Below are 19,957 nucleotides of genomic sequence, written 5' to 3' on the forward strand. Positions count from 1 at the left end.
AACGCCTGCCGGTCCGGCACCCTCGGCCGTCCCTCGACCAGTTTCGGCCCCGGCTTGGGCAGCAACGGTTCTATCAGGGCCCACAGTTCATCCGACACGATCCACGGCCGCGACTGACGTTTCCCCACGACCAGACCAACGAGCGGATAAGCCAGCAGTCACATGATCAACCACTTCTGTTAGGACTTCTAAGCCGAACGCTGGCGACGGAAGCTGCCGTGCCGGTTCCTCGCCTTGGCTGGAACGGGCACGGCAGGTCTCGGCCTGCTGCCGACTATGCAGTCGGCTCCTGGGGCGCCGCGCGATAGGTGCGCGGGCGATCGGTGACCCGTTCGATAAGGCCCTGCGTGGCCAGGGTGACGAGCGCGTTGGCGACGGCACCGGACGAACGGTCGATCACGCGGCTGATCCTCGTGGCGGTGAAGGATTCACCGGGGTGGGCGTTGAGGTGGTCGATGACAAGCTGCCGGAGGGCTCCACGGGCAAGGCGCCTGCTCCCGCCGGGTGAGGCGGTCGCGGGTGTGACGCCACTCGGTTGGAGGGCTGCGGGGCACTGGGCAGGTGGCGGAGCGGATGAGGCAGTGCGCCTCGATGCCGACGCATCGGACTTCTCGTCGCTTCCATGTGCGGTGGACCTGTACGGTTCCCTCATCGAGTGGCTGCTGTCCGGGACTGGTGCAGCCGATCGGGGTGCGGCGAGTGTCTGCGGTACGGGTTCCTCACGAGTGCCGGGTTGCTCGAAAGGCGGGGCCGGGGCGGTGTGGGTGGCGTGCCACAGGTCCGGCCGCCGATCGGGGCCGTTCTTGATGCCCCGGTTTCGGTGGGCCAGATTTCGCTTCTCGAGGGCGACGAGGGCCTTGAAGGTGCTGGAGCGGGCGACGTCGGCGGCCTGGGCGATGTCGTCGACGGTGGCGGAGTCGGTGAAGGCGACGAGTTTGGTGTAGACGTGAATGACAGCGGGGGACAGCCCCGTCAATCGGTCGCTGATCGTGATGTCGGACATGAAGAGGGCCTCGCTTCCCGAAGGGCTTGTGGAGTGAGGTCCCCGGCCGGGGCGCGGTCTCGGGGGGCCGCTTGTGTCGCCGGCGCGTGCGCATCGCGAGTGTTCCGGACGGACAGGCCGATGCATGGGAACGCGGTGGTCTCCGTAATCCCGGTTGACGCGTCGGCCGCGACCATGGACGCTCGGACGCGGCCATGACGTCAAGCGTCGGTCAGCCGATCGTGTCCGCCCACATGATCGGCGCGCTGATCGAAAACGGCTGGCGTCGAACGACCGTCGTCGCCCGAGTTGGGAGATTGGCGACCCTGGTAGGGCTGCCTTCGCTCAGCCACCACCAGCGGCCGGGCGGGGCGGTGGCGAGGACCGACTGCCGTTGGCAGCGAGTGCGGTCGCACGGACCGGAAGATCGGTGCCGGCAGACGGTGCAGTACGGAATCACCTGCTCGGCCTTGCAACTGCTGATGCCCAGAGGGTCACACGTGGGTTCCCTTTGCCGGGGTGCCCGCCTTGAGGTGTGCCGTGAGGGTCTGGAGCGCTGTCCAGGCTGTTGCGTCGGTTCCATCGCCGAGGGGGTAGTGCAGGGCTGGCTCCATGGCTGTTCCGAGCTGTACGGGCTTCATCGTGAGCGGAGGACGGCGGGCGTGGGTGAGTCCTATGGCTCCGACGTCTCTGGCACCGAGGGTGAACGTGATCGGGATCGGTGGGGCGGTGAGCACGGGGGCCAGGGTCAGGTCCGCGCCGACTGCTGTCAGCGTGGTCAGCATAGTGGTCAAGCCGTGGGCGTCGACGAGTTCGGCGGCCAGAGGCTCGATGGCGTCCAGGGGGACCTGCTCGACTGTCGGGTAGCCGATGGTGAGGGTGACGTCCTCGGCGATGCCGGCCGTGGTGTGGGTGGTGCGGTGGGTCGCGATGGCCGGTTGGTCGGGGGTGCCGATGGTGAGGGAGTGGGTGGGTTGGGGGGAGCGGTTGCGGGCCAGTTCGGTCAGCTGGCGGGGTGACCAGGGGAGCGTGATCGGTTCGGCTGTGCCCCAGCCGGTGGGCGGGGCTCCGGTCAGGCGGCGCCAGGCTGTTTCCAGGACTGTGCCGAGTACGAGGTCGGCGTTGGGGGAGCGGACCGTGCGCAGTGCCACGGTGAGTCGGCGTTCTTCGGTGTGCTGCGCGCCTCGCGTGAAAGCGTCCGCGACCTTCGCCGGCGTGGCTGTCGGCGCGAAGGTGCCGTCCTGCCAGGCGAGTTCGGCGCCCGAGAGGCCGTCGTAGTAGCCGCCCGTTGGATCCTTGACGACCCAGCGGTTCGGTGCGCCGACGAGGGCTGTGCGCAGCGGGATGGTGAGTCGGACATGGGGTGGAGTGACGATATGAAGGGCCCGGTTGGAGGCGGCCGTGGTGCGTAGGACGTCGGACAGCCACGTGGTGAGGCCGAGTACGGGGCGGTCGGTGATGACCACCGCGGTGGATTCAGTGAGGACGTCGATGGTGGGCAGGGCCCCGTCCGGCAGTGGGGTGGCGGTGACGTCGTCGCTGTCCGGGGGCATCTGTACGACCGCAGTGCCGGCGGCCTCGCGTGGCCAGGCTGTTCCGCCGAGCAGCATCGTCAGGCGTCCGCAGAACGAACCGGCGAGGGGTTCTGCCGCTGGGATCGCGGTTGAGGCGCGTGTCTCGGTCCACCAGTACGGCGGTTGTGGTGGGGTGATGTGGGGGCCGAGGAGGCGTTCGGCCTCGCCCGGCACGTGGACCAGGAGCGGGGATTCGACGGAGACCAGGGGGCGGCCGGCCGCTGTGCACAGGTGGATGACCGCGCCGTCGTCGGTGGCGGTCAGACTCAGGTCGGGGCCGCCGGCGTACAGGGCCGCCAGCAGCGTTCCGGCGTCGGGCATCTTCTCGGTGAGCGCGATGACGTCCTTGGTCATGCCGGAGTCTCCGTTGGCTCGGTCTCGGGTGCGAGGGCGGTCTGGATCAGCTGGTGGCGGCGGCCACGGCGGACCAGGGTGCCGCGGCCGGGCGGCTGGGCGGAGGCGTACAGGCCGGGGAAGAGCTGGCCTTCGGTGCGGTCGCCCGTCATGACCAGGGAGGCGGTTCCGGTTTCGCGCAGTGCCGTCAGGAACGGCTCGTACAGGGCCCGCGAGGCTCCGGCGACCCGGCGGGCGACGACGAAGTGCAGGCCGATGTCGCGGGCCGAGGAGATGTAGGGCAGGAACGGGGTGAGGGGCTGCTGGCCGGCCGCGGTGAGGATGTCGTAGTCGTCGACGAGGATCACGATCCGCGGCCCGGTGAACGACGGCTCATCGGTCAGGGCGTCGGGGTCGGGGGCCTCCGGAAGGCGTTTTGCCAGTTCGGTGGCGATGCCGGTGGCGAGTGCCTGGGAGAGCGCGGCGTTGTGCGCGTAGCCGCCTCGGTGGGGCTCGGGGATGACGCCCCGCAGGCCGCGCCGCGGGTCGAACACGCCGAAGACCAGTCCGTCCTTGTCGTAGCGGTCGATGAGGGAGTGGGAGATCAGCTTGAGCAGGTTCGTCTTTCCGCACTCGTTGTCGCCGAGGACGAGCAGGTGCTGGTCGGTGCCGAAGAGGTCGAGGACGGTCGGGGAGAGGGTCTCCTCGTCGACGCCGATCGGGATCGCGTGCGGTTCCGCCGCCGTCGATGGGAGCCGTTGGGCAGGCAGTCTGGTCGGCAGGACCCGTACGGGAGGGGCGAGTTCGCCGTGCCAGGTGGCGCGCAGGGCGGCCGCTGCCTGTTCGAGGGCGGGGCCGAGGTCGCCTGTGGTAGCGCGTGTGTCGATGCGGGGAAGGGCTGTCTGGGCAAAGAGTTTGCCGTCGGTCAGTGCCCGGCCCGGGGTGTCCGCTGACAGCGTCGCGGAGAGTTTGCGGTCGACGGAGGAGTCCGCCGGGTCGTTCAGGCGCAGTTCGATGCGGCTGCCGAAGAGCGACTGGGTGGCGATGCGTACGTCGTTCCAGCGGAGCATGCCCGCCACGACGTGGATGCCGTAGCCGCTGCCGCGCTTGAGGAGGTCGGTCACGTCGTCGTCGAGGTGGGCGAACTCGTCGCGCAGGGCTCCGAATGCGTCGATGAGCAGGACGATGTCGGTGGAGCCGAGCCGGGGCAGCTCGCCCTTGGCGCGCAGATCTCGCAGCTGGTCGACCGAGTCGATGCCGCGCTCGCGGAAGATTTCCTCGCGTTCGGCGAGCATGGCGCGGACTTCGGCGACGGTGCGGGCGGCGCGCTCGTGGTCGGCGCGGGTCGCGATGCCGCCGACGTGCGGCAGGGCCGCGAGGGCGCTCAGTCCGCCGCCAGCCAGGTCGAGGCCGTAGACGGCGACGTCGCGCGGGGTGTGGGTGAGGGCGAGGGAGAGCGCGAGGGTGCGCAGCAGGGTCGTCTTGCCGGAGGCGGGGCCGCCGATGACGGCGGTGTGTCCGCCCGCGGTGTTCAGGTCGTGCACCCACGGGCCCTGCCACTGCCGGGCGGGATCGTCGAGGACACCCAGCGGCACCCGCATCGGGCCGTCGGCGACGCTGAGCCGGAGGCCGTCGGGGGATGCCTGTACCGGGCCGGCGGCCGTGTCGAGGGTGAGGGCTTCGGGCAGAGGGGGCAGCCAGATCCGGCGTACTGGTTCGGAGGCTTCGGTGAGCTGAGCGACCGCGACGCCCAGGACGGTCGGCCCGGTCTCGCGCTCACGCGGCGCCGGTGCGTCTTCTCCCGTTATGGGGACCTGTGCCGGGGCGTTGAAGGCCGGGTACGGCCAGGCGAGCGGTTCGGCGTCGGCGGCGCTGTCGTGTACGACGGGACCGCGGTACGCGCCGGAGACGAAGCCGGCCTTGAAGCGGGTGTAGGTGGAGGTGTCGACCTTCAGGTAGCCGAAGCCGGGCAGGGGCGGCAGGTGGAAGGCGTCGGTGGTCTCCAGGACCGTGCGCGATTCGTCCGCCGAGAACGTGCGCAAGCCGAGCCGGTAGGACAGGTATGTCTCCAGGCCCCTGAGTTTGCCGCCTTCGATGCGCTGGCTGGACAGCAGCAGGTGGACGCCGATGGAGCGGCCGATGCGGCCGATGGAGAGGAACAGGTCGATGAAGTCCGGTTTGGCGGTGAGGAGTTCGCCGAACTCGTCGATGACGACGAAGAGGTGAGGGAGGGGTTCGAGGTCGGGCCGGTTGGCGGCGCGTAGCGCGCGGTAGTGGCTGATGTCGGCGATGTTGCCGGCGTCCTTGAGTATCTGTTGGCGGCGTTTGATCTCACCGGCGAGGGAGGTGTGGACGCGTTCGACCAGGTCGGCCTGGTTCTCCAGGTTGGTGATGACGCCCGCCACGTGCGGCAGGCCGGCGAAGGGGGCGAAGGTGGCTCCGCCCTTGTAGTCGACGAGGACCATTGCCAGATCCTCCGGTCCGTGCGTGGTCACCAGTGCGAGTACGAGGGTGCGCAGCAGTTCGCTCTTGCCGGAGCCGGTCGCACCGACGCACAACCCGTGTGGGCCCATGCCGAGTTCGGCAGATTCCTTCAGGTCGAGCAGCACCGGTTGGTGGCGGTCGTCGAGGCCGATCGGGACGCGCAGGAAGTCCCGCTCGCCGCGCGGCGCCCACTGCCGGGCCACATCGAGGGCGGCCATGTCGTCGATGCCGAGCAGCTGCGGGAAGTCGACCGGTCCGGAGACGGGGGTGCCTTCGGTGGCGGACTCGGCGGACAGCCGCAGCGGCGCGAGGGCCCGTGCCAGGGCCTCAGCTTCGGCGAGGCCAGTGTGGTCGGCCATGCCGTGCGTCCGTGCGACCTGCGTCCCGCGGACGTCTTCCACTACGACCCGGTCGCCGTCGACGATGATGCGCACGGAGACGTGATCGGGTTCATGGATCTGCTCGGCGAGCAGGTGCAGCATCGTGACGCCCATGTCGTCCAGGGCGACGGCGGCGTCCGGGCGCGGAAGGTCTGCGGCGTTCTCCCCGTACGCGTCGCTGAACACGAGCAGCCGGCCGGTCAGAGCGAGCGCCTTCCCGTCGGACAGCCCTCGGCGCACCTCCGCCGCGTACGAGGCACGACGTGCCAGATCCGCGCCGATCACCTGGGCCAGCTGCGCTGGGTCGGGAGCGATGCGCCGTGCTTCGAGGGCGCCGTCACCGCTGTGCGGCTCGAGAACATGCGGGAGCCATTTCGCCCACTCCCAGTCCTCCATACGGTCCCCGGGCATGGCGAGCGCGATCGCCACGTCGTCCGGTGCGTGGGTCACCGCGGCCTGCACGAGCAGGGACCGGGCGACGCGCAGTACGTCCGCACGCTCTCCGATGATGCTGACGTTGCCGGCCCGGTCCAGTGGCACGGTCAGCGGATGGTCCGACACGGTGCTGTATCGCGCCTGCAGGGCGCGTGCCTCGTTCAGCATGAACGGGTCGGGCGGGGTGAGCACGCCCCCGGCCGCGTTCTGGCCGACAGCCAGTTCGTGCACAGGAACGTCGCCCACACCGACCCGCACGTGAAGGAAGTCTGTGTCCGTGCGGCGCCGCTCCCACAGCCGGGCGGGAGCACGCAGGACGTCGTACAGGGCCGTCGGGGCGGGGTGAAGAATCCGGGCGGCCGTGCGGCGCTCGCGCTCGGCCGTGCTCAGCTCGGCGCGGAGTTCCTCAAGGTACTCAAGGTACCGCTCGCGCTGGATGCGCCGCTGGCGCTGTGCCTTGCCGCGCTGGGACAGGAACAGGGCGACCGCGCCGAGCAGCGCGATGACGAGGACGACGGCGCCCAGGCCCGCGAACTGGCTGGAGCGGATGACCGTCATCATCACGACCGAGCTCATGACGCCGGCCATCGGCAGCAGCGCGGTTGCCGGGCTGCCGGTCTTGCCTTCGGGCAGGTTCGGCGGGGGCTCGATCGTGCGGGCCGCCGGCGGGAGCAGCGGACGCGTCGAGCGGGCTGGACGATGGACCTGCTGCTGCGTCAACGTACCCGCACCGCCCTCTGCAGGGACTCGGCGGCGAGCTGGGTGGCAGCGCGGCGGGTGGCCTCGCCGAGCCGGTCGGTCATGATCGGTCCGCCACCGGCCAGGTGCCGGTCGTAGGGCAGATGCACGAGGGTGACTCCGGTTTCCCGCAAATGGGCCGTGGCGGCCTTCAGATCGAGGTTGGCGTCGGGTGTGTTCGAGGTGAGAGCCACGACGGTGGAGGCGAGCGCGGCATGCGGCAGCCCACCCAGCCAGTCCAGGACGATGCGGGTACCGCCCACCCCTTCGGCGGTGAGCGGAGCGACGACCACACGTGCGTGCGCCGTGTCCATCGCCGTACGGGCCACCTCGCCGGGCAGCGTCTCGCAGTCCACGACCGTGACGGCGAAGTAACGCCGCAGCGCGAGCGTCACGGTGCGGTAGGTCGCAACGTCCAGGGGGGCGCCCACCCGCCCCTGGCTGGCGGGCAGCAGCCAGCCGCCGTCCGCTACCGGCACCAAGTAGCCGGTGATATCGGTCAGTTGCATCGAGGGAGTAAGGATCCGGGACAGCTCGACGCACGACCAGCGTACGGACTGAGCGCCCATGCGCACCGGCAGCGTGCCCAGGGCGGCGTCCGCTTCCAGGGCGAGTACGGGGTCGTGCCGGTAGTGGCTGAACGCCCGCGACAGCAGCGCGGCGGTCGTGGTCTTGCCGACTCCACCGCGGATCGACGTCACGGCGATCACCCGGCCCGTGGTCACCGGCTGCTGCACCATGCTGCCCAGCCGGCTCTCCTCGGCGACCTCCTGCGCGGCCGACGAGGTCAGCTTGCGCAGCGACCGGCCCGAACGCCGCGTCAGCGAGTCACCGTGCTTGGGCGATCCGAGCGCTATCGCGAGGCGCGGGTCGAGTGTCGGCACGGGCTCCGGCGTCGCCATGGGCAGCCGGGCCTGGCGTGGCGGCCGTACGGCGGCAAAGGCATCCGGCGGCGCTGCGGCATGGAGAGGCTGGGCTTCGGCCTCAGGGCACGGTGGTGCTTGAGGCGGCGTGAGGGGGACCGGCGACGGGGCACCCGCGCGCGGGTCAGACACAGTGCCGTACTCCATGCCGGAGGTGTCGCCGGGCTGCCCAGGACGCGGATGCTCCTCGTCCGGGTTGCGCGCGGGTAGCGGAGGCCGAGCCTCGCTGGAGGAACCCCGCTTGGTGACGTCCTCGGGGGAGGCATTCTTCAGCTCGCGCAGGACGTCGTCCTGCCAACGGCCGGAAGTCGTCATCGCCGCCACCTCCTCAGGCGAAGGTGCCGAGCAGCCGCCCGTACACGCCGAACACCCCGAGCAGCAGCGGGAACAGAGCGATCACACCGGCCGACTCCAGCACATCACCGGCCCTGCGCAGCCGTACCCGCACATGCTCGGCAGGCTGCACGGCCAGCACACCCAAGGACAGCACGACCAGCACGCCGAGAACCGCGAGCGGAGCCGCGGCTCCGGAGCGCTCCCGCCACAACCAGGCCAGCCGCAGCGCCACCACCATGGACGCCGCCAGCAGCGCGACAACCTCCGCGATCAGGGGGTAGGCACGCGACCGCAGCGCGACGACGAACGCCACGGCAACGGCCAGCAGCACCGTCCATACGGTCACGGCACGCACCGCCAGCACTCCGGCAACGGCGCCCGAGAGCGCGGTGACGACCGTCGCCAACGCCAGCCCCCGGTGAGTGGCTGCCAACGCGGCCGCCACCTGGTAACGACTGACCGACGCCCCCGCGGAGCGCCGGTCGTCCAGCCCGGACAACCCGGATGCGGCAAGCGCCAACCGCGGCAGCACTCCGAGCGCCACCACGGACACCACGGCAAGCAACGCCCCGGCGCGAGCCGATCCACCCGCACTCGCCCCGCCGCCCTGGAAGGCGAGCGCCATCTCCCAGCACGCTCCAGCCCCGGCCAGCGCCCCCGCCCCGACCAGAGCACCCCGCCCGAACGGCGAGAACCAGCCGAGCAGCAACAGCGCCACCACCACGACCGAGAGCACGGCCGCCAGCCGTACGGCCCCCGACCACCCCTGGGCGTCGGCCAGCGCCCAAGCGCCCTGGGCGCCCACAGCGGCACTCACACCGACCAGAGCCGCGGCGGGCCCCTTGCGCCCGGTCCGGCCCAGCAGTGCGCCGGCTGTCGCGGCCACCACGGCACTCACAAGGAGTCCCCATCCGGCGGCCCCGGCCTCGAAACCCTGCCGGGCCACGACCCCGGCGGCGAGTGCCCACACCACGCCCGCCCCTGCGGCCACGATCCGCCGCGCCCGTGCGTCCCACCGCCAGGCCCGCACATCCAGATCGCCGGCCGCCTCGTCACTCACGTCATGGACAACCGGAGCGGACGGCGCGTCCTCAACCCGCACCAGCCGCAGCACCGCGCCGTCGGGTACTTCCGCCGACTCCAGCGTGTCGTCCGGCTCCAGGGCGTTGCCGTCGGCCTTCACCAGGTGCCGGACCTGGGGACGATCGCCCACCCGGTCGTCGAGCAGCCGCATCACCTCGGGCAACAACAGCCCGACCGGCTCCCGGGACGGCAGTACCAGATCCACCCGCCGCTGCTCACCGACCAATGTGACTCGACTCAGTGCCGTACGGCTCACATTCCCCCGGGTTATCACGCGTTCGAACCTATCATCGGGCCGAATCCGCAGACCGCGGTGCCCCGGTGGCCTTACCGGAGGCGGGCGCGGAGGGTACGGCCGGGGCGGGCACAGACGTCGCGTAAGGAGCCTTCCCGATCACCCGGTGTTCGATGAACGACCACCCCACACACCCGGCACACCCCACAGCGGCGATCACCACCCCCGCGAACGCCTTCCCCAGCCGCTCATCCACCGTGCGCCGCTGCCGCTGCGCCCCGAACAACACGGCATCACGCAACCGACGCCGCCGCACCGATACGGACTCAAGAAGCTGACTGTCGTAATCCTGGGCTGACACGTAAAGATTCCGGTTCGCTGGTATCGGACCATTGAGTTGTGCGCTGTGGTTGGTCAACTGGGCATGCGTCACGGGCCGCGCAGACCCGCAGTTCATCGACCATGCTCTCTCATGCGGCTTTGCACGCACAACGCGGTACCAGCGTCAGCAGCGCAGGCCGACGACGCCCCAACCACGGCTCTCTGCCTCCCCGACCACCTCTCCCCAGTCGGTGAGAGGGCCGGCAAACGATTCGAACGTACCGATCCGTCCGCCCGGCTCCGCGGCGTGCCGGATGCACAGCTCACGAAGGGCTTTCAGATGTGGTTCCGCCTGCCGCCACCCATCCAGCGATCAAGGGCACATGATCGAGCAGACACCACAACAAGAGATCCGCGGCCCAGGGGCACGGCCGCTCAGGAAGCCCGAACCGGCGCCGGTGGCGTCCTCCAGACCGTGCCAGAACAACGCGTCGATCGTCACGTGCGGAGTTCGCCGACCCACACTCGCAGTCACTGCTTCTGAGCGTCACTCAGGCGGCGTCGGCTGGTCAGGCCGATCCTCGAAAAGATAGGCGTACATGGACTGAAGGTATTCGTAGAGGGATTCATCTCCTGGGAACTCGATGTCGCTCAGGCGTTCATAGTCCTCGATGGACAGACTTCTTTCTCTGAGTACCTGAGACAGGCCTTCTCGTACCTGTTGGACATAGGACTTGTCGAAAGCCATTAGGGTTGGGCGCAGATATCCCCTGGTGTCGTAGGCTTGCTCCAAGTGAAGGTACGTCTGGATGAATGTCTCCAACTGCTTGTTCACGTTCTCTTTTCCTCTACGGATAGCGACCGGCTGCCGGGTCGGCATACATGGTGATTAGTTTCCATCCGCCATCCTCGAATTTATAAACAGGTCTGATTGTTCCACCTTGGAAGCCCAAGAGTAGGAACTCACCGTGATTCGCGGAGTTGCCGTAGAAACCGGTGAAGCGCTTGTACCCGTCAGAACCGAGGATTTGTTCGATCGGTGTGGGTGGAGGTGGAGTCCCGGTGCTGCTCTCTGGCCCTGGCCGCGATGCATGCTGCTCCAGACCAGCACGGCCGGTCTTTTGCCGACACTCGCGCCGCAGGCCTTCGCCGAAGTCGGCGGCGCTATGTCATCGGAGGTCCTTGGTGACCTCGTTCACCATGGGAGTCTACGGTGCCATGCTGCAGACGTACCTGCTGCAGCATGGCACCTTCGGAGAAGAGCCTTATTAGTCCTCGCTGGGCTGTGAAGTGGGGCGCAGTTCGAGTTCTGCGGTAGCCAGCATGCGTACGATTTCGATCGGGAGGGGCGACGAATTCCATCCCTACGATCTCGGCTGGGTCGATCCGGCGCGTCTGTCCGCCGATCCCGGTTGCTTCGATGACGTAGCGATATCCGTGGGGTGCGGCGGGGTCGTCTTCGACACACCAGCTTGCAACGTACTTCTGGATGAGGAAGTCGGCGAGGTAACATACCAAGTCCGCGTGTGGCGTTACCCAGTCGTATTGCTCGACTTCGTTGAGCGGGGCGTGCGGGGACCAATCCTGTTGGGCTGGAGTGAGGCTCATCGGGTCACGAGTGTGGACGATGGCCACCGTACCCGATAGTATTTAGCCTCCGAATCACCGTCAGGATTCCCCCTGCATGTCAGCGAGGGGAATGCGCACAGAAGCCGAACTGTTTCCGTTCAAAACGACGACCGTGTACTCCGGTAGTCGTGGAAGCAGGTCTCGGAAGTCTACCCGTTGAAGCCGAGGGGCTGAACGGGGAGCATGGGTCGGATGTGTGTAAAGCGCGATTGCGGGACCATTCGCTCCACCTGCCTGAAGCTGAGCCTGCGGGTCCGGACTGGGAGCCAGATAGACAGTCGCGTCCATCAGAGCCCGGCGTACGTCAGCGTCGGGGGCGTACCCCGTTGCGGCAAGTTGAACGGCAGCATCCACAGGGTCAGATGGAAGGGGCATGCCGAGGGCCCTGGGGGATGGTCGGTAGTTCGGGTTGTGGTTGAACTCGTCCGTGATCCGACCATGCGGATCGACCTTCCAGGCGCCGACGATGCCGATGGGAGGGACCTTCCCCGCTGGATCGAAATAGGGGTCGATTGCATAAACCCAGCCGCCCGGCCGGTTGGCTGCCTGGGCACGCACATCCTCGGTTACCGGCGGAACTGCTGCCTGCGCCTTATTCATTGCCACGACCCCTGCGTTGCCTGTGTGCTTGCTCCTGCTCGGCCACACTGGCCAGTCGTGCCCGCTCTGCAGGAGGGACGTCGGTGAAGATGTCGACGGTGAGTGGACGACCAGTCGATGGCCAGCGGTATGCCCTCCGCCCTCCGCCCATTTCGAGCGCCATCCTGCTGGGGTACACGTCGCGACAGGAGCCCTCGACCGCTGGAGTCAGCCCCTGATCTTCCAGATCTCCTCGTACCTGGACGAGAGCCGTGAAGAGATTCCACGATGTGTGATGCGAGGCGCGCTGCCCCCAGGCGATGTGGACGGTGTACTCGTCGCCTTTGAAGGAGGCAACGAGGTGTCCGGGAGTCTCGCCCCCGTCGGAGACCAGCACAATCTCCTTCTGGTACAGGATCTCTGTTTCAACGGACACGCTCAGCCTCGGGGACGTAGTGCGGGTTGGGGATGAGGTCGCCGAGCTCACCTGTCGCGTAATCGTATGGATAGGCGCCCTTGATGTACTCACTGCGAATTCCTCCGGGGAAGGCTACCTCCTCTTCGTAGGAGAGCGGGTGGTCCCCCAGAGACCGGTTGATGTCGATCCCGCCTGGCACGTCAATCTCGTATGTGTACTTGCCTCCGAACTCGTCACCGATGTCGTCACGGTACGAGGTGCTGACGAACGCTGAGTGCTCACTGTCCTCAACGTACTGGGCCAGGTCCGTGTTGGAAGGGTCTCGTGGTTCGAAGCCGCTCTCGAAGATCGTGTCGGGGGCACGGTTGTCGCTGCGGAACAGGGGTTCATGACCTTCGCGCCACACCACCGGCATGCCAAGACGACCCAGATCCACACTGCGATCAGTCGCTGCTGCCAACCGATCGGGCTCGTCACCTGGCGCTGCCGCATGCCCAGAACCGCTGCCTGGGCCATCCACGCCGCCTCCGGATCCTGAACCTTCGTGGCCTGTGGTGTGCCCGCCAGCGGAAGGGGCATCGTGGCCGACGTTGTTCCCGGCAGCGTGATCGCCGCCGTCCTGGCCCGAAATGTGGCTGCCTGGGGCAGGGGCCTCGTGGCTTGTGGACGAGCTGTCGGTGAAGCCGCTACCTGTGCCATCAGGAAGCTGAGATGCAGCGTCACGCGGGGTGTGCTCGGCTCGAGCTCCGGCACCGACCAGGTCACGTGAGTGATCCGCCAGCCGTGGCGCACTCAGCTCCTGGCGATCGTTCGAGGACAGTTCGTGCGCGGCTTCGTCGACGTGCTGCCGCAGGCTGCCGTCGGCGTTGAGGACGTGCCCCTCGTCGGTGAGGAAGACGACCTTCCCGGTGGCCTTGTCGACATAGGGAATGGCGTTGGCCGGGATCTTGGGGGAGCGGAGGGCGTCTGCCTGTTTGAGCAGGTCGGCCGTCACGCCGGTGTGCAGGTTCCTCAGTGTGGAGAAGGTGTCGCCGACCCTGGCGAAGGCGAACTTGCTCACCTTGCCCACGTACGTCATGGGGTCGATGACCCGGCCGACCTTGCCCACGGCCGACACGGTGCGGACGACCGCACCACTCTTGCCGGCGCCTGAGGCCGCGGCGCCGGCTCCCTCGGTGCCCAAGAGGGTCAGGACGTTGAATCCGAAGGAGCCCGCGGCCCGACCCGGGTTGGTCTTCCACTGGTCCCAGGCGACCAATCCCTTGGCGGTCTGGTTGAGGACGTGGCGGGAGTCACGCAGCCAGGACGGGAGGTCTTTCTCAGGTACCCATCCCCAGGCGCCCAGAGTCACGAGGGTCATGCCGACACCGGTGCCGAGTTTGGCCAGGTTCTTCCATGCTTCGCCGGCGGCGTCGGCGCCGTCCCAGCCGACCAGGGTGCCCAGGCCATGGACGGTGGCCACCACGCCGTCGTCCCAGAATCCGTCCCAGACCTGCTTGGTCTGGTGGGCCAGCCAGGCCCAGCCCTCGTACTCCTTCTCAGCAGGCGCGCCCCAGGGAGTTTGCTTCGCCTGGTCGAGGTCGGCGGCGTTGAAGCCGTACATGTTGCAGCTGTGGGAGCCGTCGTCGGCGATCAGCGGGCTGCCGCCGATCAGGGCCGTGATCTTGTTGTAGGCCTTGCGTTCGGCGGCCTCGAAGGCGGCGACCGTGTGGTTGACGTCGTGCCACAGGTCGTTGTTGTGGTCGACCTTGTCGTGGTCCTTGCGCCAGTCGTCGTCCCCGGCCACCGAGTTCACGAAGGCGGTCGCCTCCGCCTTCAGACTGTCCAGCTTCTTCACCAGCGGCTGGACTTCGAGACTGAAGTCCGACAGGGCGCCTGCGACCCTCTCCAGGTCGTCGGCGAAGGCGTCGGACTTCGTCTTCACCGGCAGCGTGGTGCTGAACAACTGCTCCGCCTCGGGAGCCGAGTAGAAGGAGGACAGGTGCTGGAAGGTGGTGTGCACGTTGGAGCCGGATGCACGGAACTGGCCCGCGTCCGCGGTCAGCAGCATCACATCGGTGTCCAGGGTGTCCAGGTCACCGATGAAGTGCGGTATGCCCGACGGGTCGATCAGCTTCGCTTCGTCGCCCATCGTCACCGGCCCTTCGTGCGGTGGCCTGCCTCACCCACACCGGGCATGTCCACCTTCGGTTCCTTGGCCGCCTCGTGCTGCGCGTTCGCGGCGTGCTCGAGGTCACCGGCTATGTAGCAGCGGGTGGCCTGGTCCGCTCCGTGGAGGGAATTCGAGGTGCGCTTGGCGATGTACACCAAGTCCCGGCTCCAGTGCTGCATGAACTGGCCCAGTGCCGAGCCGACCAGCCCCACCGTGCTGGTGTACGGGCCGTACTGGCTGGTCAGCGTCCCGGCTGCGGAAGCGGCCTCCTCCAGGTTGCTCTGCATTGCGCTGCCGGCGTCCGCCATGTTCTTGGCAGCGGTGCCGCAGTTGCCCAGCACCTTGTACACCCCAACCGGGTGAATGTCCCACCCCGTCACGACAATCCCCTCATCCCCGTATGCGCCTGCTGGGCGCGTCGTCCGCCCGCCAAGTCCTTTCGTGTCAGCCGATGTTGTCGACAGCCGCCTTGGCCTTGGCGAGGGTGGCCTGAGCGGTGCCGTCGTTCTGCTCCAGCGTGTTGCGGACCAGACGGATGATCTCGCGCACCTCGGACGCGGCCCGGTGCCAGCGGACCTCCTTGCCGTGGTACTCGTCCGAGACACCGTCGGCCTGGAAGTCGGCCATCGCCGCCTTGACCGCCCGGTCGCGGTCGGTCAGCACGCGCTCCAGCTGACCGATGATGCCGGCCAGGCTGGTCTGCACGTCGGCGGAGGCGCCGGTGTCGTACGAGCGGCGGTCCTGGTTCTGAGCCATGATCAACTCCCCCTTGAAAACGGTGACCCAGCTGTGACTTGCTCTTCGAGGGCGGTTATCGCGCGCCGAAACGGGCCGCGTCGAAGTTGGCAACGCCCATGTTCTGGTGCGCGTTGTCGCCCAACGCCATGTCACCACTGCCGAACGCGGTGTCCATACCGGACTGACCACCCACGATCGCGCCAAGTGAGCCGTTCAGTTCTGCCGTGATCTCGTCGGCATGCGCCTTGAACGTGTCGAACGCGGCCTTGCCCGCTCCGTTGAACTTCCCCTCCAACGGCTCGGCTGCCTGGATCAGCAGCCGGATCAGCGTGCCCAGGTCGTCGCTTGAAGCGACGGTGCTCTTGCCGAGCTGCGACAGGGTCGTCGACCCCATGTCGAACTTCATCTACCCACCCCCGTAAGCGTGATGTCCGTGCGCAGAGACTGTTCAGTCGCCGCTACTCCGTCTCGCGACGCCCAGAACCCCGCAGTGCATCGAACATCCTCTCGCATCCTGCGTTGCAGGCGCAACGTGAATGAGCATGAGTTGGCGTGATCTGGTTCACGAGGCGGAGACGTGTGACAGAGCGGTCTGGCCAGTACGGATGGCGGCGGACTCAAGTCCAGCTTGCCGAGGACTGGCCGGTTGACGAGGCCCGGGTCGGCGAGGGCTTCTACTGGCCGACGGGCGTGTAGGCCGCCACCGGCCGGGACTTTCAGCAGTACCAGGACAGTCGAAGCGGCGCAGGCTCCGTCGTGGGCCAGTAGCGGCGTGATGTTCCACGTGAGAGGACTCGTGCATGAGCCACCCGGCTATGAGTCACCCCGCGATCCTGCGCCTTGGGCAGGTACTCGAAGCGCCGTTGCCTTCCGCTCCCTTCTCTGTTTTTAGGTAAGGACTCGCTAAATTGGTGTAATGTGAAACCATATTGAACGGCATGCAGGGTGCCGGTGTGAGATCTGTTGGTGTTTTATGTGTGTTGTCCAACGTTTGTGACGCTACGTCTTCACCTCGCAGTGAAATGACCATGCAGGTTCCGTGAACTTTCTATGAGGATGGTCACGTTGTTTCCAGACCTGACGCTGTTTTAGGGTCTCCGTCGACCACTTATTTTTGCTTTACATCTGTGCAGGGGGGACCGCAGATGTTGTTCCGTCATGCCGTCGCCCGTGCCTGGAAAGGAATTCGGGTGACTCCTCGTATGCGCAGGATGTTCCCGGTCGCGGGGGCTGCTGTTTTTCTGGCGATTGCGGGCACGCCGATGCTCGCGTCCGCCGATCCGCAGCCGACCGGGGGAACTGCCGGGGCCACGCCGCCGTCCGCGGTGGAGGACTACGCGTATCCGAACGCGGATCAGATCCAGAAGGCTCAGGGCATCAAGCTGATCAAGGGCGACGGGCACATCACCCTCGCCACGTGCGACGACTCGGCCCAGCAGATCAAGGTCCTCACCGTGCAGGGGCCCAGTGGCGACACCCAGGGCGCGTACTGCTTCAAGGCGAGCGCCAGGAGCGGCTACCTCTCCCTCGAACTGCCGCGGGTGTTCGCTCTGGAGACCGCCGACCACCCCATCAGTGCCGACTTGCGGCCGCAGGCGGATCCTTCGGCGCCGGTGAAGACCGTCAGCGTGGACAAGAACGGCTACCAGAGCGTGGGCGAGGGCGCGGCCGGTGGTGCGCCGTCCGTGCTGCTGGAGTTGCGGGTCACCGGCTGACCCGGGCCCGGCCTCTGCCTGCCCTCCCTCTCACCCGTTCTCGCATGACAGCAAGGAACCTTTTCATGTCCGGCTTTCATCCGCGCGCCGCGTGGACCGGCGGTCTGATCGCCGCCACCTCGCTGACCGCCGCCACTCTGGCCGTCACACCCGCCACCGCCGTATCCGGCCCGGCCGCTTCTGCCGCGGTCTCGGCCGCCACCGCCCGCCTCGATGTGGGTGGCCAGCGCGGCTGTTCGGCCACCCTGGTCGCCCCGCAGTGGCTGCTGACGGCCGCGAGCTGCTTCGCCGACACCACCGGCGGCACGCTCGCCTCGGGTGCGCCGAAGCTGAAGACGACCGCCACGCTCGGTGGCAGCGCCCAGCAGGTGGTGAACCTGGTGCCGCGCACGGACCGGGACGTGGTGATGGCCCAACTGGCCAAACCCGTCAGCGGTATCACCCCCGTCCCGGTAGCGGCCGCCGCGCCTGCCGCCGGGGACGACGTCCAGGCCGCCGGGTTCGGGCGTACCCACGACGAGTGGGTGCCCGACCAGGTCCACGCGGCCGCCTTCACCGTCCAGGACAGCGCCGCCACCACTCTCGATCTTGCCGCGAAGTCGGACGGTGCGGCGATCTGCAAGGGGGACACCGGCGGTCCGGTGCTGAGCACCACCGGAGCGGTCGTGGGCGTCAGCAGCCTGTCCTGGCAGGGCGGTTGCCTGGGCACCGACCCGGCCGAGACACGCGCCGGCGCGGTGGCGGCTCGGGTCGACGACCTGGCCTCCTGGGTCCAGCAGGTCGCCTACGCCCCTGTCTTCGCGGCCGCGCCGTGGAAGCACGCCGTGCAGATCACGGCCGGCTACTACGCGGGCGACTCCGCGAACGGCACCCGCCACATGGACCTGATCGTCGTCTGGGACGACGGCAAGGTCACCCTCTACCAGGGCGGTTACGGCAACGACCCCGCCCGTCCATTCGCCGCGGAACACCAGCTGCAGCCCGAGAAGAGCATCTTCACCCACGCCGTCAACGTGACCGGAACCAACACCGGCGCCGCCACCGATGGAGTCGTGGTGCGCTGGTCCGACGGTGAGATGACCCTCTACACCGCGGTCGACGCCAAGGGGTTCCACGGCGAGAAGCAGCTCGCCCCGCCCCACACCGCCGAATGGCAGAACGACGCCCAGCAGCTGACCGCCGGCCGCTTCACTGCCAACGGCCTGCGCGACGACCTGCTGGTGGCCTGGAAGGACGGCCACGTCTCCGTCTTCAGCGACCTGGCAGTCAACGGGCTGAAGAAGCAGACCCAGACCGTCGCCAAGAACAACACCTGGCCCTTCGCCGAGAAACTCGCCACCGGCTCCTTCACCGGCAAGACCACTGATGACCTGCTGGTGCGCTGGATCGACGGCGAGACCACCATCTACCCCGGCATGACCGGCAAGGCCCTGCCCGGCGAGATCAGGATCCGGCCCGCCAAGTCGGAGTGGAAGGACGCCGCCGTCGTCACCGCGGGCGCCTTCACCACCGCCAATGACGTCCTCGTCCGCTGGAACGACGGCCACGTCAGCCTCTTCACCGGCGTCGACGCCAAGGGCCTCCACGACCAAGTGCAGCTCGCACCCGCCGGCTGACGTGCCCGACGGCCTTTGACGAGGCGGCCCCGGTACGACCCGCGGGCCGCCCCTAGGCATCCCACGGCGCAGCGGCCGACGACCCATGACCACAGTCACGGCCAGGCCTGTGCACCCCCCGACAACCGAAGACACGAATCGAGTCCGCAGTGACACATCCACGCCGCCCTGGGCGCGTGGCAGCAGGGGCTCAGCGCGCAGTTCGCGTGCTGTGCCTGGGCCTGCTGCCAAGCGCGCTCGTCCTGGGCCTGCTGGGACCCGCGCCCATCCCCGCCAGAGCCGACGGAACCGGTCCGACCGAGACCGGTATCTCCGGTGCGCTCCCGGACACTGACCGCGCCAAGGTGGTACGCCTGTGGGAAACGGGCGGCCCCGGCGTACGGGCCGCGGCCGAAGTCGCTCTCGTCGGCAGTGACGACGACGTCAAGAACTTCCTCTCCCAGGCCTCCGACATCGCTGTCCAGGACGAACGGGTGACCGTCGCCCAGTTCGCCAGCGTCGGCGGTCTCAGCCTCCAGGACGCCGCCCGCAAAGCGCTCGACGGGACGCCGGACGACCTGAAGGCGTTCCTGAAGGACGGCTGGAAGCAGCCGCTGGAGCAGGACCAGCGGGTCCGCGTCGCACAGATCATCGACGCGGGCGGCCCGGAGGTGCAGAAGGCCGGCCGCGCCGCGCTCAACGGCACCCCCGATGACATCAAGACGTTCCTCGACAACGACCAGTACAACGACCGGGAACAGGACGAACGGGTCGAGGCCGCCCAGATCATCGCGGCCGGCGGACCGAACGTCCAGGCGGCCGGCCGCATCGCCATCAACGGCACCCCCGACGACATCCACGAGTTCCTCCAGGTCGGCCAGTACGTCTCCCGTGCCCACGACCAGGAACACGCCACGATCGCGCAGCTCGCCGACCAGGCGGCCAAGGCGGGCAAGCTGGCCGGGCAGCAGACCCAGGCCGCCAAGGACGCCTCCGCCCGAGCGGTGACCGCGGCCAAACTCGCCAAGCAGGCCGCGCAGAAGGCTGCCGCCGAGACCGAAGCCGCGCACAAGGACACCCAGCACGCGGCCGCCGCCGCTGCCCGCGCCGCGAGTGCGGCCAAGCAGGCCGCCACCGCGGCACAGACGGCGATCGACGCGGCCAACGCCGCCACCGACGCCGCCCGGGTCGCCGCCAATGCCGCCTCTGCGGCCGCGGCGGCCGCTGACGGTGCCGCCCAGGCCGCCTCCCAGGCCCGGGACGCCGCCGCGAACGCGGCCGTCGACGCCGGCCAGGCGGGCGCCGCC

Annotated in this window: 15 protein-coding genes and 1 pseudogene; 3 read left to right on the plus strand and 13 right to left on the minus strand. The window is 68.4% G+C overall.

The features are described from left to right. The 13 genes and pseudogenes from ABT288_RS44110 to ABT288_RS44170 form a co-directional block, all read right to left on the minus strand. Positions 1–101, minus strand: a pseudogene (locus ABT288_RS44110) (IS5/IS1182 family transposase); the annotation flags it as partial. A gap of 173 nt (positions 102–274) precedes the next feature. Then, entirely contained in the window at positions 275–1,003 is a 729-nt protein-coding gene (locus ABT288_RS44115) for a helix-turn-helix domain-containing protein (protein WP_351620902.1), read from the minus strand. 473 nt (positions 1,004–1,476) lie between these two features. After that, positions 1,477–2,910, minus strand: a complete 1,434-nt coding sequence (locus ABT288_RS44120) for a DUF6177 family protein (protein WP_351620905.1) — start codon at positions 2,908–2,910, stop codon at positions 1,477–1,479. Continuing rightward, entirely contained in the window at positions 2,907–6,908 is a 4,002-nt protein-coding gene (gene eccCa, locus ABT288_RS44125) for a type VII secretion protein EccCa (RefSeq protein WP_351620908.1), read from the minus strand. The genes ABT288_RS44120 and eccCa overlap by 4 nt, the downstream gene beginning before the upstream one ends. Further along, positions 6,905–8,164 carry a nucleotide-binding protein gene (locus tag ABT288_RS44130; protein ID WP_351620911.1) on the minus strand — a complete coding sequence of 420 codons (1,260 nt, stop codon included), beginning with the start codon at positions 8,162–8,164 and terminating at the stop codon, positions 6,905–6,907. The genes eccCa and ABT288_RS44130 overlap by 4 nt, the downstream gene beginning before the upstream one ends. A gap of 13 nt (positions 8,165–8,177) precedes the next feature. Then, positions 8,178–9,542 carry a type VII secretion integral membrane protein EccD gene (gene eccD, locus ABT288_RS44135; RefSeq protein ID WP_450858858.1) on the minus strand — a complete coding sequence of 455 codons (1,365 nt, stop codon included), beginning with the start codon at positions 9,540–9,542 and terminating at the stop codon, positions 8,178–8,180. A gap of 13 nt (positions 9,543–9,555) precedes the next feature. Beyond that, complete coding sequence (locus ABT288_RS44140) at positions 9,556–9,864, minus strand: hypothetical protein (protein ID WP_351620943.1); 309 nt, start codon at positions 9,862–9,864, stop codon at positions 9,556–9,558. Positions 9,865–10,371: 507 nt separating this feature from the next. Next, positions 10,372–10,659: a hypothetical protein gene (locus ABT288_RS44145; protein ID WP_351620917.1), complete on the minus strand. Its 288-nt coding sequence runs from the start codon at positions 10,657–10,659 to the stop codon at positions 10,372–10,374. A gap of 833 nt (positions 10,660–11,492) precedes the next feature. Beyond that, the gene (locus tag ABT288_RS44150; protein WP_351620920.1) at positions 11,493–12,053 is read right to left on the minus strand and encodes a type VII secretion system-associated protein; all 561 of its coding nucleotides are present in this window, start codon (positions 12,051–12,053) and stop codon (positions 11,493–11,495) included. Between the two features lie 404 nt (positions 12,054–12,457). After that, positions 12,458–14,581, minus strand: a complete 2,124-nt coding sequence (locus ABT288_RS44155) for a scabin-related ADP-ribosyltransferase (RefSeq protein ID WP_351620923.1) — start codon at positions 14,579–14,581, stop codon at positions 12,458–12,460. Positions 14,582–14,583: 2 nt separating this feature from the next. Continuing rightward, entirely contained in the window at positions 14,584–14,982 is a 399-nt protein-coding gene (locus tag ABT288_RS44160; protein WP_351620926.1) for a DUF6507 family protein, read from the minus strand. Positions 14,983–15,046: 64 nt separating this feature from the next. Next, positions 15,047–15,358, minus strand: coding sequence for a pore-forming ESAT-6 family protein (locus ABT288_RS44165; protein ID WP_351620929.1), 312 nt, complete (start codon positions 15,356–15,358; stop codon positions 15,047–15,049). Between the two features lie 55 nt (positions 15,359–15,413). Further along, positions 15,414–15,746 (minus strand): hypothetical protein, encoded by a 333-nt coding sequence (locus tag ABT288_RS44170; RefSeq protein ID WP_351620932.1) that lies wholly within the window; start codon positions 15,744–15,746, stop codon positions 15,414–15,416. 784 nt (positions 15,747–16,530) lie between these two features. Here ABT288_RS44170 and ABT288_RS44175 point away from each other — a divergent pair. From ABT288_RS44175 to ABT288_RS44185, 3 genes are all read left to right on the plus strand, one after another. After that, complete coding sequence (locus tag ABT288_RS44175; RefSeq protein WP_351620934.1) at positions 16,531–17,055, plus strand: hypothetical protein; 525 nt, start codon at positions 16,531–16,533, stop codon at positions 17,053–17,055. Between the two features lie 65 nt (positions 17,056–17,120). Beyond that, a complete protein-coding gene (locus ABT288_RS44180; protein WP_351620937.1) occupies positions 17,121–18,671 on the plus strand; it encodes a S1 family peptidase in 1,551 nt (516 codons plus the stop codon). A 176-nt stretch (positions 18,672–18,847) separates the two neighbouring features. Next, positions 18,848–19,957, plus strand: a 1,110-nt coding sequence (locus ABT288_RS44185; protein ID WP_351620940.1) for an ALF repeat-containing protein, incomplete at its 3' end; no start/stop codon positions are given.

The organism is Streptomyces sp. NPDC001093, from assembly GCF_040298985.1.
In the GTDB taxonomy this organism is placed as follows: domain Bacteria; phylum Actinomycetota; class Actinomycetes; order Streptomycetales; family Streptomycetaceae; genus Streptomyces.

Coding starts and splice junctions, on each gene's coding strand:
- ABT288_RS44115 (WP_351620902.1), bottom strand. CDS start 1,003: ATGTCCGACATCACGATCAGCGACCGATTGACGGGGCTGTCCCCCGCT.
- ABT288_RS44150 (WP_351620920.1), bottom strand. CDS start 12,053: ATGAATAAGGCGCAGGCAGCAGTTCCGCCGGTAACCGAGGATGTGCGT.
- ABT288_RS44165 (WP_351620929.1), bottom strand. CDS start 15,358: ATGGCTCAGAACCAGGACCGCCGCTCGTACGACACCGGCGCCTCCGCC.
- ABT288_RS44130 (WP_351620911.1), bottom strand. CDS start 8,164: ATGACGACTTCCGGCCGTTGGCAGGACGACGTCCTGCGCGAGCTGAAG.
- ABT288_RS44180 (WP_351620937.1), top strand. CDS start 17,121: ATGTCCGGCTTTCATCCGCGCGCCGCGTGGACCGGCGGTCTGATCGCC.
- ABT288_RS44155 (WP_351620923.1), bottom strand. CDS start 14,581: ATGGGCGACGAAGCGAAGCTGATCGACCCGTCGGGCATACCGCACTTC.
- ABT288_RS44120 (WP_351620905.1), bottom strand. CDS start 2,910: ATGACCAAGGACGTCATCGCGCTCACCGAGAAGATGCCCGACGCCGGA.
- ABT288_RS44170 (WP_351620932.1), bottom strand. CDS start 15,746: ATGAAGTTCGACATGGGGTCGACGACCCTGTCGCAGCTCGGCAAGAGC.